Source organism: Streptomyces radiopugnans (assembly GCF_900110735.1).
GTDB lineage: Bacteria > Actinomycetota > Actinomycetes > Streptomycetales > Streptomycetaceae > Streptomyces > Streptomyces radiopugnans.
On record NZ_FOET01000001.1, the window covers coordinates 315,390 to 329,339 of the forward strand.

General features: G+C 70.9%; 10 protein-coding genes. All 10 read left to right on the plus strand.

What is annotated here, in order from left to right; translation table 11 throughout:
• Window positions 1-22 precede the first annotated feature (22 nt).
• The 10 genes from BMY40_RS01355 (at window position 23) to BMY40_RS01400 (ending at window position 13,873) form a co-directional block, all read left to right on the plus strand.
• Window positions 23-2,671, plus strand: a complete 2,649-nt coding sequence (locus BMY40_RS01355) for a valine--tRNA ligase (RefSeq protein ID WP_093654460.1) — start codon at window positions 23-25, stop codon at window positions 2,669-2,671.
• A 102-nt stretch (window positions 2,672-2,773) separates the two neighbouring features.
• Window positions 2,774-4,333 (plus strand): bifunctional tetrahydrofolate synthase/dihydrofolate synthase, encoded by a 1,560-nt coding sequence (folC, locus tag BMY40_RS01360; RefSeq protein WP_093654462.1) that lies wholly within the window; start codon window positions 2,774-2,776, stop codon window positions 4,331-4,333.
• 5 nt (window positions 4,334-4,338) lie between these two features.
• A complete protein-coding gene (locus BMY40_RS01365) occupies window positions 4,339-4,680 on the plus strand; it encodes a DUF4233 domain-containing protein (protein ID WP_093655662.1) in 342 nt (113 codons plus the stop codon).
• Between the two features lie 147 nt (window positions 4,681-4,827).
• Complete coding sequence (ndk, locus tag BMY40_RS01370; RefSeq protein ID WP_093654464.1) at window positions 4,828-5,241, plus strand: nucleoside-diphosphate kinase; 414 nt, start codon at window positions 4,828-4,830, stop codon at window positions 5,239-5,241.
• A 284-nt stretch (window positions 5,242-5,525) separates the two neighbouring features.
• Complete coding sequence (locus BMY40_RS01375; protein WP_093655664.1) at window positions 5,526-6,545, plus strand: rod shape-determining protein; 1,020 nt, start codon at window positions 5,526-5,528, stop codon at window positions 6,543-6,545.
• A gap of 129 nt (window positions 6,546-6,674) precedes the next feature.
• The gene (gene mreC, locus BMY40_RS01380; protein ID WP_093654466.1) at window positions 6,675-7,679 is read left to right on the plus strand and encodes a rod shape-determining protein MreC; all 1,005 of its coding nucleotides are present in this window, start codon (window positions 6,675-6,677) and stop codon (window positions 7,677-7,679) included.
• A 9-nt stretch (window positions 7,680-7,688) separates the two neighbouring features.
• On the plus strand, window positions 7,689-8,390 hold the full coding sequence (gene mreD / locus BMY40_RS01385) for a rod shape-determining protein MreD (protein WP_093654468.1): 702 nt from the start codon (window positions 7,689-7,691) through the stop codon (window positions 8,388-8,390).
• Between the two features lie 49 nt (window positions 8,391-8,439).
• Window positions 8,440-10,554, plus strand: a complete 2,115-nt coding sequence (gene mrdA / locus BMY40_RS01390; RefSeq protein WP_093654470.1) for a penicillin-binding protein 2 — start codon at window positions 8,440-8,442, stop codon at window positions 10,552-10,554.
• A complete protein-coding gene (gene rodA, locus BMY40_RS01395) occupies window positions 10,551-11,744 on the plus strand; it encodes a rod shape-determining protein RodA (protein WP_093654472.1) in 1,194 nt (397 codons plus the stop codon). Before mrdA ends, rodA begins: the two co-directional genes overlap by 4 nt.
• Before the next feature lie 200 nt (window positions 11,745-11,944).
• On the plus strand, window positions 11,945-13,873 hold the full coding sequence (locus BMY40_RS01400; RefSeq protein ID WP_093654474.1) for a TIGR03960 family B12-binding radical SAM protein: 1,929 nt from the start codon (window positions 11,945-11,947) through the stop codon (window positions 13,871-13,873).
• Window positions 13,874-13,950 lie beyond the last annotated feature (77 nt).

The window sequence follows — 13,950 nt, forward strand, 5'->3', positions numbered from 1 at the left end:
GGCCGCCCGTACACTGGCCGTCGTGACCGAGAACACTCAGCAGAGCCCGACCCCCGCGGGGGCGGAGCCGTCGAACAGCGCCCATGCCGACCTGCCGACCCAGTACGTTCCGGCCGAGGTGGAGGGGAAGCTGTACGAGCGCTGGGTAGAGCGCGGTTACTTCGAGGCGGACGCCAAGAGCGACAAGCCGCCGTACACGATCGTCATCCCGCCGCCCAACGTCACCGGCAGCCTCCACCTGGGCCACGCCTTCGAGCACACGCTGATCGACGCCCTCACCCGCCGCAAGCGGATGCAGGGCCACGAGACGCTGTGGCAGCCGGGCATGGACCACGCCGGCATCGCCACCCAGAACGTCGTCGAGCGCGAGCTGGCCAAGGAGGGCAAGTCCCGCCACGACCTGGGCCGCGAGGCGTTCGTCGAGCGGGTGTGGCAGTGGAAGTCGGAGTCCGGCGGGCAGATCTCCGGCCAGATGCGGCGGCTGGGCGACGGCGTCGCCTGGTCGCGTGAGCGCTTCACCATGGACGAGGGGCTCTCCCGGGCCGTCCAGACGATCTTCAAGCGGCTCTACGACGACGAGCTGATCTACCGCGCCGAGCGGATCATCAACTGGTGCCCGCGCTGTCTGACGGCCATCTCCGACATCGAGGTGGAGTACGCCGACCAGGACGGCGAGCTGGTCTCGATCCGCTACGGCGAGGGCGAGAACTCCATCGTCGTGGCCACCACCCGCGCCGAGACGATGCTCGGCGACACCGCCGTGGCCGTCCACCCCGACGACGAGCGCTACGCCCACCTCGTCGGCACCGAGATCGAACTGCCGCTCACCGGCCGGCGCATCCCGGTCGTCGCCGACGAGCACGTGGACCCCGAGTTCGGCACGGGCGCCGTCAAGGTCACCCCGGCGCACGACCCGAACGACTTCGAGATCGGCCGCCGCCACGACCTGCCGAGCATCACGGTCATGGACGAGCACGCGATCATCACCGCCCACGGTCCGTTCCAGGGCCTGGACCGGCTGGAGGCGCGCTCGGCGGTCGTCGGCGCGCTGCGCGCCGAGGGGCGCATCGTCGCCGAGAAGCGCCCCTACGTCCACTCCGTCGGCCACTGCTCGCGGTGCAAGACGACCATCGAGCCGCGGCTGTCGATGCAGTGGTGGGTGAAGGTCGGCCCGCTGGCGAAGGCCGCCGGCGACGCGGTGCGCGACGGCCGCGTCACCATCCACCCCAAGGAGATGGAGTCCCGCTACTTCGGCTGGGTCGACAACCTCCACGACTGGTGCATCTCCCGCCAGCTGTGGTGGGGCCACCGCATCCCGATCTGGTACGGCCCCAACGGCGAGACCGTCTGCGTCGGCCCGGACGAGGAGCCCCCGGCCGGCGAGGGCTGGCACCAGGAGACAGACGTCCTGGACACCTGGTTCTCCTCCGGCCTGTGGCCCTTCTCCACCCTCGGGTGGCCCGAGCGGACCGAGAGCCTGGAGAAGTTCTATCCGAACTCCGCCCTGGTCACCGGCTACGACATCCTCTTCTTCTGGGTCGCCCGGATGATGATGTTCGGTCTCTATGCGATGGACGGCACCCCGCCGTTCAGCGAGATCGTGCTCCACGGCATGGTCCGCGACGAGCACGGCAAGAAGATGTCGAAGGCGTTCGGCAACGTCGTCAACCCGCTGGACTGGATGGACAAGTACGGGTCCGACGCCGTCCGCTTCACGCTCGCGCGCGGCGCCAACCCCGGTGTCGACGTCCCCATCGGCGAGGACTGGGTCCAGGCGTCCCGCAACTTCGCCAACAAGGTCTGGAACGCCACCCGCTTCGCGCTGATGAACGGGGCCACGGTCGAGGGCGGCCTGCCCGCGCCCGAGGAGCTGTCGGCGACCGACCGCTGGATCCTCTCCCGGCTGAACACGGTCGTGGCCGAGGTGGACGCGTACTACGACGACTACCAGTTCGCCAAGCTCTCCGACCTCCTCTACCACTTCGCCTGGGACGAGGTCTTCGACTGGTACGTCGAGCTGTCCAAGACCACCTTCGCCGCGGGCGGCGACGCGGCCCGCGCCTCCGCCCGCGTCCTGGGCGAGGTCCTGGACACCACGCTGCGGCTGCTCCACCCGGTGATGCCGTTCGTCACCGAGACCCTGTGGACGACGCTGACCGGCGGCGAGTCCGTGGTGATCGCGGACTGGCCCTCCGACTCCGGCTTCCGCGACACGGCGGCCGAGCAGGAGATCGCCACCCTCCAGCAGGTGATCACCGAGGTCCGCCGCTTCCGCGCCGACCAGGGCCTCCAGCCCGGCCAGCGCGTCCCGGCCCGCCTCACCCTGGAGGGGACGGAACTGGCGGCGCACGAGGCGGCCATCCGCTCCCTGCTGCGCCTGCAGCCGGCCGGTGAGGACTTCCGGGCCACCGCGTCCCTGCCGGTGGCCGGGGCGAAGGTGGAGCTGGACCTGTCCGGCGCGATCGACTTCGCCGCCGAGCGCAAGCGCCTGGCCAAGGATCTGGCGGCGGCGGAGAAGGAGCTGGCGCAGACCACGGCCAAGCTCGGCAACGAGGGCTTCCTGGCCAAGGCTCCCGACCACGTGGTCGCCAAGATCCGCACCCGCAGGGAGCAGGCCGAGGCGGACATCGCCCGGATCTCCGCCCAGCTGGAGGCACTGCCGCAGGCCTAGGAGCCCCCGCGAGCGGGTAGGAAGACGGATACGACGAGAGAGCGGTGGCCGCCGCGCCCGGGCCGGGCGCGGCGGCCACCGCCGTCTCCGTACACTGAAACGGTGAGTGAGCAGCCCCCGCACGACCCGCACGAAGGCCCCGGCGACGCCTCCGGTGAGGAGGGAGAGCACGGCGATCCCCTGGAGCGGTTCGACGAGATCATCGACGCCGAGACCGACCGCGACCCCGATCTCGCCGTGATCGAGGCCGGCAGCCGTACCCTGCGCACCCAGGCCGGGCCGGCCGGCGGCGACGAACTGCCGACCCGGCCCGAGGACCCGGAGCTGGACCGGGCGCTGCGGGCGGTGGAGGCCGAGCTGGTGGGGCGGTGGCCCGAGACGAAGCTGGAGCCGTCCCTGGCGCGGATCGCCGCGCTGATGGACGTGCTCGGCGAGCCGCAGCGCTCCTACCCCTCCATCCACATCACCGGCACCAACGGCAAGACCACCACCGCCCGGATGATCGAGGCGCTGCTGGGCGCCTTCGACCTGCGCACCGGGCGCTACAGCAGCCCGCACGTCCAGGCCATGACCGAGCGGATCAGCCTGGACGGCGCGCCGATCTCCGCCGAGAGGTTCATCGAGACGTACCAGGACCTGCGGCCGTACGTGGAGATGGTGGACGCGGCCCAGGAGCACCGGCTGTCCTTCTTCGAGGTCATGACGGGCATGGCGTACGCGGCCTTCGCCGACGCGCCGGTGGACGTGGCGGTCGTCGAGGTCGGCATGGGCGGGAGCTGGGACGCCACCAACGTGATCGACGCGTCCGTCGCCGTCGTCACCCCGATCGCCCTGGACCACACCGACCGGCTGGGCGAGACGCCCGAGGCGATCGCGGGGGAGAAGTCCGGCATCGTCAAGCGGGGCGCCACGGTGGTGCTGGCCCAGCAGCCGGTGGAGGCCGCCTCGGTCGTACTGCGCAGGGCCGTGGAGGTGGACGCCACCGTCGCCCGTGAGGGCCTGGAGTTCGGCGTCGTCTCCCGCGAGGTCGCCGTCGGCGGGCAGCTGCTGACGCTGCGCGGCCTGGGCGGGGAGTACCCGGAGGTCTTCCTGCCGCTGCACGGCGCCCACATGGCGCACAACGCCGCCGTGGCGCTGGCGGCCGTCGAGGCGTTCTTCGGCATCGGCTCCCGGCACGCCCGCACCCTGGACGTCGACGCCGTCCGCACCGCCTTCGCCTCCGTGGCGTCCCCGGGACGGCTGGAGGTGGTGCGCCGCAGCCCCACGGTGGTGCTGGACGCCGCGCACAACCCCGCGGGCGCCCAGGCGACGGCCGCCGCGGTCACCGAGGCGTTCGGCTTCAGCCGGCTGATCGGTGTGGTCGCCCCCAGCGCCGAGAAGGACGTGAGGGGGGTGCTGGAGGCCTTCGAACCGGTCTTCGCCGAGGTCGTGCTCACCCGCAACGCCACCCCCCGCGCCATGGACGTGGACGAGCTCGCCGCACTGGCGGTTGAGGTCTTCGGCGAGGAGCGCGTCCAGGTCGAGCCCCGGCTGGACGACGCGCTGGAGGCGGCCATCACCCTGGCCGAGGAGGAGGGCGAGTACTCCGGCGCGGGCGTACTGGTCACCGGCTCGGTCTTCACCGTCGGCGAGGCCCGGCTGCTGCTCGGAAAGGACAGGTGACGGCGGTGCGTACGCTCTGCGCGTCCACGCTCATCGGCGAGTTCCTCGTCATCGGCTTCGCCTCCCTGGTGGCGACGCGGCTGGGCGGACTGCCCACGGGGACGGTGTGGGCGGTCGGCGGCACGGCGATGGTGCTGTGCCTGCTGCTGTGCGGGATGCTCGGCAGGCCCGGCGGGCTCCGGCTCGGCTGGGCGCTGCAGATCGGCCTGATCGCCTCCGGCTTCGTCGTCCCGGCGATGTTCTTCCTCGGCGCCGTCTTCGCCGGGCTGTGGTGGGCGTCCATCCACTTCGGCCGGGTGATCGACGAGGCGAAGGCCCGTTCCGCGGCGGGGGCCGGCGCCGCCTGACCGGTCCGCGCTGCCGGCCCGCGTGACCGGCACCGCGTGAGCCGGCGCCGCACGACGGGTGCCGACGGAGCGCGGGAGGGCTCCCTGTAGCCTCTGAGCACTTGTGAGAGCCCGTACACACGTGAAAGCCCCAAGGAGCAGCCGACCATGAGCCAGCGCACCCTCGTCCTCCTCAAGCCCGACGCGGTCAGGCGGGGCCTGATCGGCGAGATCGTCGGGCGCATCGAACGCAAGGCCGGCTGGACGATCAGCGCGATGGAGCTGCGCACGCTGGACCGCGCCACGCTGGAGCGGCACTACGCCGAGCACGTCGGCCGCCCCTTCTACGAGCCGCTGCTGGAGTTCATGGCCTCCGGTCCTTCCGTGGCGATGGTCGTCGAGGGCGAGAGGGTGATCGAGGGCGTGCGCGCCCTGGCCGGTCCGACCGACCCGATCGCCGCAGCGCCCGGCTCCATCCGGGGGGATTTCGGAACGATCGTGCGTGAGAACCTTGTCCACGCCTCGGACTCCGAGGAATCCGCCGAACGGGAGCTGAAGATCTTCTTCCCCTCCCACGGCTGACGGCGTGTCAGAGACGCGAACCTCTTGACCTGGGGCGATCGATGGAATTCGATCGCCCCACGTGAATTCGCCCTCCACACGGGGGAACGAATCACCCGGACGCGACGTCACCACATACGGGGATGACCCGCGTTCCGCCGACAATGACGGAGGAGGAACCCTCTCACCGCGTTCGAAGGAGCGCGACTACGATGGAAACTTCTCCGGGCCCCGCAGCGCACGCTGTCGTCCTCCCCTCACATCGCTCCAGTCGGAAGGCCTGACGTATCCTCATGGCGAACAACATGTCGTTCATCGGCCGTGACATGGCTGTCGACCTCGGGACCGCCAACACGCTGGTGTACGTCAGGGGTCGCGGGATCGTCCTCAACGAGCCATCGGTCGTCGCCATCAACACCAACACCGGCGGAATCCTCGCGGTCGGCGCCGAGGCGAAGAAGATGATCGGCCGCACCCCGGGCAACATCGTGGCGGTCCGCCCCCTCAAGGACGGGGTGATCGCGGACTTCGAGATCACCGAGCGGATGCTCCGCTACTTCATCCTCAAGATCCACAAGCGGCGCTACCTCGCGCGCCCCCGGGTGGTCGTGTGCGTCCCCTCCGGTATCACCGGTGTCGAGCGACGCGCGGTCATCGAGGCGTCCACCCAGGCGGGCGCCCGCCAGGTGCACATCATCGAGGAGCCGATGGCGGCCGCCATCGGCTCGGGGCTGCCGGTCCACGAGGCGACGGGCAACATGGTCGTCGACATCGGCGGCGGCACCACCGAGGTGGCCGTGATCTCCCTCGGCGGGATCGTCACCGCGCAGTCCATCCGGGTGGCGGGCGACGAGCTGGACAACGCGATCATCCAGCACATCAAGAAGGAGTACAGCCTCCTGCTGGGCGAGCGCACGGCCGAGAGCATCAAGATCACGATCGGTTCGGCGTACGACATGGAGGAGGACGAGCACACCGAGATCCGCGGCCGCGACCTGGTCAGCGGGCTGCCCAAGACCGTGGTCATCTCGGCCTCCGAGGTCCGCAAGGCCATCGAGGAGCCCGTCAACTCCATCGTGGACGCGGTGAAGACCACCCTCGACAAGTGCCCGCCCGAGCTGTCCGGCGACATCATGGACCGCGGCATCGTCCTCACCGGCGGCGGCGCCCTGCTGCGCGGCCTGGACGAGCGGCTGCGGCGCGAGACGGGCATGCCCATCCACATCGCCGAGGACCCGCTGGACTCGGTGGCGCTGGGCTCGGGCAAGTGCGTCGAGGAGTTCGAGGCGCTCCAGCAGGTGCTCGACGCCCAGCCGCGGCGGTGACGCCGGGCCCGGCCGGCCCCCGCCGCGCCGCCTCCGCCCGGCCGCCGGACGGAGGCAGCGGGCGGCCCGGGGAGCCGGGCCGACACCACGGTCAGACAAGTCCAACAAGGGAAGGCACGGCCGTCGCACGTGAGGGATACACGAGAGAGCCGGCTGCTGCTCGTTCTGCTGGTCGCCGTCGCGTTCGCACTGATCACGGTGGACATCCGCGGCGGTGAGCGATCGCCGCTGGACGGGGCGCGGCAGGTGACCGCGTCCGTCCTCGGCCCGGTGGAGAGCGGTGTCGCCACCGCCGTCGACCCCGTCGGCAACGCCATCGCGGCCGTACGGGACTCCGGCGAGCGCTACGACCGGATCAGCGTACTGGAGCAGGAGAACGCCGAACTGAAGCAGAGGCTCGCCGCCTCCGACCGCGACAACGCCCGGGTCAGGCAGCTCGACGACCTGCTGAGGACCGCGGGCGCCGGGCAGTACGGCATCAAGGCCGCCCAGGTCGTCGGGATCGGCGCCGCCCAGGGCTTCTCCTGGACCGTCACCATCGACGTCGGCCGCGCCGACGGCATCAGGCGCGACATGACCGTGATAAACGGCGACGGACTCGTCGGCCGGGTCACCACCGTCGGACCGAGCACCTCCACCGTGCTCCTGGCCAACGACCCCGACTTCACCGTCGGCACCCGGATGGAGGGCACCGGCGAACTCGGCTTCGCGGGCGGCCGCGGCGACAGCGCGCTGACCGTCCAGCTCCTCAACAGCAAGGCCGAGGTGAAGAAGGGCGACCGCCTGGTCACCTTCGGCTCCAGCAACGACCGGCCGTTCGTGCCCGGCGTGCCGGTGGGCGAGGTCATCCGGGTCGATCCGCACAGCGGCGGTCTCACCCGGACGGTGCGGGTGCGGCCGTACGTCGGCTTCACCAAGCTCGACATCGTCGGCGTCGTCGTCAGGCCGCCGCGCACCGACCCGCGTGACGCGGTCCTCCCGCCCAAGCCGAAGGACCGGCCCGCCCCGACGGTCACCGTGACCGCCGACCCCTCGGCCGCCGCCGATCCCTCCGCCGGCCCCTCGGCGGGCACCGGCCCCTCCGCGGACGCCGCTCCCTCCGGGGGCGCCACCCCCAGCCCTTCCAGGAGCTGACCGACAACGATGCACCCCAACCGGATCCTGCTCTCGATCGCGCTCGTCATCGTCGCCCTGGTGGTCCAGGTCAGCGTGCTGGCCCGGCTCCAACTGCCCGGCGCCGTACCCGACCTGCTGCTGCTGACCGTCCTCGGCCTGGCGCTGGTGTACGGCCACACCGGTGGCGCCCTGATCGGCTTCGCGGCCGGGCTGCTGGCCGACCTCGCGCCGCCCGCCGACCACGCCGTGGGCCGCTACGCCCTGGTGCTGTGCGTCATCGGCTACGCCGCCGGCCTGACCAAGCCGGAGAACGGCCAGCACCGCTCGGCCACCGTTCCGATGCTCGTCGTGGCCGGTGCCGCCCTCTCCTCCACCCTGCTCTACGCCGGCGTCGGCGCGCTGGTCGGCGACACCGCGGCCCGCCATGTGGGCCTGGGCCTGCTGCTGACCACGGCCACCATCTACGACCTGCTGCTCGCGCCCTTCACCGTCCCGGTGGTCATGGCGCTGGCCCGCCGTACCGCACACGACCCGCTCGCCGACACGGCCGGCAGCGCCGGCGACGGCGCCCGCACCTACGGCGGACTGCTCGGCTCCGGAGGGATCGGCGGACTGCGCGGCCGCACCGGCCGCCTCGGCGGCCGGGCGGGCGCCGCCCGCCGCGGTGGCCTGGCGGCCCGGATGTCCAGGAGCGGAACGGGGCGGATCAAGGGCGTCAAGCGACTGTGACGGCGGCGACTGTGACGGCGGCAGCGACTGTGATTGCGACGGAGACGCAGTGAGCAATATTCCCGAGACCGGGCGCACCCCCCGGGTCACCATCCGGCTGGTCGCCATCCAGATCCTGGTCTTCTCCCTGATGCTCACCCTCGGCGGGCGGCTGTGGTACCTCCAGATCCGCAACGGCGAGGAGTACGCCGAGAAGGCCGCGGGCAACCATGTGCAGCAGGTCGTCCAGCCCGCCGTGCGCGGCGCCATCCTCGACGCGCGCGGTGTGCCGCTGGCCGACAACGAGACCCGGCTGGTGGTCTCCGCCAGCCGCACCGAGCTGATGAAGATGGACGACGGCGGCAAGGCCGTCCTCACCCGGCTCGCCGACGTCCTGGACATGACGTACAAGGAGGTCTCCGAGAAGATCCGCCTGTGCGACGCCGAGACCCCGCAGCCCTGCTGGAACGGCTCCCCCTACCAGCCGATCCCGGTGACCGACGAGGCCACCACGCAGCAGGCCCTCCAGATCCGCGAGCGCCAGGAGGACTTCCCCGGCATCACCGCCGAACCCGTCGCCGTCCGCCGCTACCCGGCCCCGTACGGCGCCCGGACCGCTCAGGTCCTCGGCTACCTCTCGCCCGTCACCGACGAGGAGATCGCGCAGACCAAGGACACCGACTCCCCGCTGCTCAGCTCCGACCAGATCGGCCGCTCCGGCCTGGAGCGCCAGTACGACACCGCGCTGCGCGGCGACGCGGGCGTGACGCGCTACAAGGTGGACAACCTCGGCCGCGTCATCGGGGAGGCCGAGAACGACAAGGGCGAGCCCGGCTCCTCCCTCGTCACCAGCATCGACGCGCGCGTCCAGGCCATCGCCGAGAAGGAGCTGGTCAAGGCGATGAAGGAGGCGCGCAAGCAGCACGACCGCAACACCAACCGCAACTACGAGGCGGACGCGGGCGCGGTCGTGGTGATGGAGGCCAAGACGGGCCGGATCGTGGCGATGGCCTCCGCGCCGGACTACGACCCCAACGCCTGGGTCGGCGGCATCTCCGCCAAGGACTACGCCAGGCTCACCGGCAAGAAGTCCAACTACCCGCTGCTCAACCGGGCCATCCAGGGGCAGGCCGCACCCGGCTCGATCTTCAAGGTGATCCCGACCGCCGCGGCCGTCAAGGCCGGCTACGACTTCGACGGGCGCTACAACTGCTCGTCCTCGTACAGCATCGGCGGCCAGGTCTTCAAGAACTTCGAGTCGCAGAACCACGGCATGATCGACCTCGGCCGCGCGCTGGAGGTCTCCTGCGACACCGTCTACTACGCCCTGGCACACCAGGAGTGGAAGAAGGACGGCGGCGCCAAGCCCAAGAAGAACCCCGACGACTGGTTCTACAAGATGGCCCACGAGTTCGGCCTCGGCAAGCGCACCGGGATCGACCTGCCCAACGAGGTCACCGGCCGCGTGCCCGACCGCAAGTGGAAGCAGGAGTACTGGGAGGCCAACAAGGACGCCTGGTGCAAGTACGGCAAGAAGGGCGGGGACTACGTCGAGCAGATCGCGTACGAGAACTGCCTGGAGGGCAACAGGCTGCGCGCCGGCGACAGCGTCAACTACTCCATCGGACAGGGCGACACGCTGGTGACGCCCATTCAGATGGCGGTCGTCTACGCGGCCCTGAGCAACGGCGGCACCATGTACGAGCCCACCGTCGGAAAGGCCGTCATCAGCCCCGACGGCAAGAGCGTCGAGGAGATCGAGCCGGAGAAGCGCGGCAGGCTGCCGATGGACGCCAAGACCCTGCGCCAGACGGACAAGGCGCTGGAGGGCGTGGCCACCCGCGGCACCGCAGCCTGGCGCTTCGCCGACACCGGCTGGCCGCAGAAGGAGATCCCCATGCACGCCAAGACCGGTACGGCCGAGGTCTACGGCAAGCAGACCACCTCGTGGTTCGCGACCTACACCGACGAGTACGCGATCGTCATGACGATCTCCCAGGGCGGTACCGGCTCCGGCGCCTCCGGCCCCGCGGTGCGCGCGATCTACGACGCGCTGTACGGCGTGGGCGAGGACGGGAAGATCGACAAGAGGAAGGCCCTGCTGCCGAAACCGCAGAAGAAGCTTCCCGGGATCAACCCGGACGGCACCATCGAGGCCCTGCGCCAGAAGGGCTTCAAGCCGTGAGCACCCACTCCTACACCGGAAAGCCCTGGCAGGAGCGCTCCGCATGGAGCAGGCTGACGGCCCGTGACTCCGTCCTGCGCCGCCTGGACTGGACGCTGCTGCTGGCCTGCGTGGCGCTGTCCGCCCTCGGCTCCCTGCTGGTGTGGTCCGCCACCCGCAACCGCACCGAGCTGAACGAGGGCGATCCGCAGCACTTCCTGTGGCGCCATCTGATCAGCCTCGCCATCGGCGTGGCGCTGGCCGTGGGCACCGTCCTGCTCGGCCACCGCAGGCTGCGCGGTGCGGTCCCGGTGCTGTACGCGCTGTCGGTGCTGCTCACACTGCTCGTGCTCACCCCGCTCGGTGCGACGATCAACGGCCAGCGCGCCTGGCTGGACCTGGGCGCCGGCCTGTCGCTCCAGCCCGCCGAGTTCGCCAAGATCACCATCATCCTGGGCATGGCTATGCTGCTCGCCGCCCAGGTGGACGCGGGCGACCGGCTCCACCCCGACCACCGCACGGTGGTACAGGCCCTCGCGCTGGCCGCGGTACCGATCGGGATCGTCATGCTGATGCCCGACATGGGCTCGGTGATGGTGCTGGTCGTGATCGTGCTGGGAGTGCTGCTGGCCTCCGGCGCGTCCAACCGCTGGATCATCGGCCTGCTGGCCGCGGGCGGCGTCGGCGCGGTCTTGGTCTGGCAGCTCGGCGTGCTCGACGACTACCAGATCAAGCGCTTCGCCGCCTTCGCCAACCCCGCGCTCGACCCTTCCGGCGCCGGCTACAACACCAACCAGGCCAGGATCGCCATCGGCTCGGGCGGCCTCTACGGAAAGGGGCTGTTCGAGGGCAGCCAGACCACCGGGCGGTTCGTCCCCGAGCAGCAGACCGACTTCGTCTTCACCGTCGCGGGCGAGGAGCTGGGCTTCCTCGGCGCGGGCCTGATCATCCTCCTGGTGGGCGTGGTGCTGTGGCGCGCCTGCCGTATCGCACTGGAGACGACCGAGCTGTACGGCACCATCGTCGCCGCCGGGATCATCGCCTGGTTCGCCTTCCAGTCCTTCGAGAACATCGGGATGACCATGGGCATCATGCCGGTCGCCGGCCTGCCGCTGCCCTTCGTCAGCTACGGCGGCACCTCGATGTTCGCGGTCTGGATCGCCATCGGGCTGCTCCAGTCGATCCGGGTGCAGCGCCCGGTGTCCGCCTGAGCCCCACGCCCCGGTCCCCGACCGTGCCCGCGTAACGGCCGCCCACGATACGCGGGCACGGGGCCCGTCCCGGCAGGCGTTACGCTGGATGGTCACTCCCGTCCGCCGGCCAGGCGGTACGGCGCCGGCCGCACGGCCGGCCGCTGAAAACCAGTAAATCCGGCAAACCCGGCGAACCCCAGCATCCGAGGACACCACCCATGCCTGTCGAGTCGGTCTTCCCGCGCCTGGAGGCCCTCCTCCCGCACGTCCAGAAGCCGATCCAGTACGTCGGCGGAGAGCTGAACTCCACCGTCAAGGACTGGGACGCCTGCGATGTCCGCTGGGCCCTGATGTACCCCGACGCCTACGAGGTCGGTCTGCCCAACCAGGGCGTCATGATCCTCTACGAGGTCCTCAACGAGCGCGAGGGCGTGCTCGCCGAGCGCACCTACAGCGTCTGGCCGGACCTGGAGAAGCTCATGCGCGAGCACCGGGTCCCGCAGTTCACCGTGGACGCCCACCGCCCGGTCGGAGCCTTCGACCTGTTCGGCGTCTCCTTCTCCACCGAGCTGGGCTACACCAACCTGCTCACCGCCCTCGACCTGGCCGGCATCCCGCTTCGGGCGAGGGACCGCGGCGTGGACCACCCGGTGGTCGTCGCAGGCGGACACGCCGCCTTCAACCCCGAGCCGATCGCCGACTACATCGACTGCGCGGTCATCGGCGACGGCGAGCAGGCCGTACTGGAGATCACCGAGATCACCCGGGCCTGGAAGGCCGAGGGCCGCCCCGGCGGCCGCGAGGAACTGCTGCTGCGCCTGGCGAAGACCGGCGGCGTGTACGTCCCCGGCTTCTACGACGTGGAGTACCTGCCCGACGGCCGTATCGCCCGCGTCGTACCCAACCGCTCCGGCGTCCCGTGGCGGGTGTCCAAGCACACCGTGATGGACCTCGACGAGTGGCCCTACCCCAAGCAGCCCCTGGTGCCGCTGGCCGAGACCGTCCACGAGCGGATGAGCGTGGAGATCTTCCGCGGCTGCACCCGCGGCTGCCGCTTCTGCCAGGCGGGCATGATCACCCGCCCGGTGCGCGAGCGCTCCATCACCGGCATCGGCGAGATGGTGGAGAAGGGCCTGAAGAACACCGGCTTCGAGGAGGTCGGCCTGCTGTCGCTGTCCTCGGCCGACCACAGCGAGATCGGCGACATCGCCAAGGGACTGGCCGACCGCTACGAGGACGACAAGATCGGCCTGTCGCTGCCCTCCACCCGGGTGGACGCCTTCAACATCGACCTGGCCAACGAGCTGACCCGCAACGGCCGCCGCTCCGGCCTCACCTTCGCCCCCGAGGGCGGCAGCGAGCGCATCCGCAAGGTCATCAACAAGATGGTCTCCGAGGACGACCTGATCCGCACCGTCGCCACCGCCTACGGCAACGGCTGGCGCCAGGTGAAGCTGTACTTCATGTGCGGTCTGCCCACCGAGACCGACGACGACGTGCTCCAGATCGCCGACATGGCCGCCAAGGTCATCTCCAAGGGCCGCGAGGTCTCCGGCTCCAACGACATCCGCTGCACCGTCTCCATCGGCGGCTTCGTGCCCAAGCCCCACACCCCCTTCCAGTGGGCGCCGCAGCTGTCGGCCGAGGAGACCGACGCCCGCCTGGAGAAGCTGCGCGAGAGGATCCGCGCCGACAAGCGCTACGGCCGTTCCATCGGCTTCCGCTACCACGACGGCAAGCCCGGCATCGTCGAGGGCCTGCTCTCGCGCGGCGACCGGCGCGTCGGCGACGTCATCCGCGCCGTCTACGAGGCCGGCGGCCGCTTCGACGGCTGGCGCGAGCACTTCTCCTACGACCTGTGGATGGAGTGCGCCGAGCGCGCGCTGGCCCCCCACGGCGTGGACGTCGACTGGTACACCACGCGCGAGCGCACCTACGAGGAGGTCCTGCCCTGGGACCACCTCGACTCCGGCCTCGACAAGGACTGGCTGTGGGAGGACTGGCAGGACGCCCTCGACGAGACCGAGGTCGAGGACTGCCGCTGGACCCCCTGCTTCGACTGCGGCGTGTGCCCGGCGATGGACACCTCCATCCAGATCGGCCCGACGGGCAAGAAGCTGCTGCCGCTGACGGTCGTGAACAAGTAGCCGCCCGCCGCGCGGCGTACGCGCCCCGCCTCCGGCCAGGGGACACCCGCTGGCCGGAGGCGGGGCGCGCTGACACA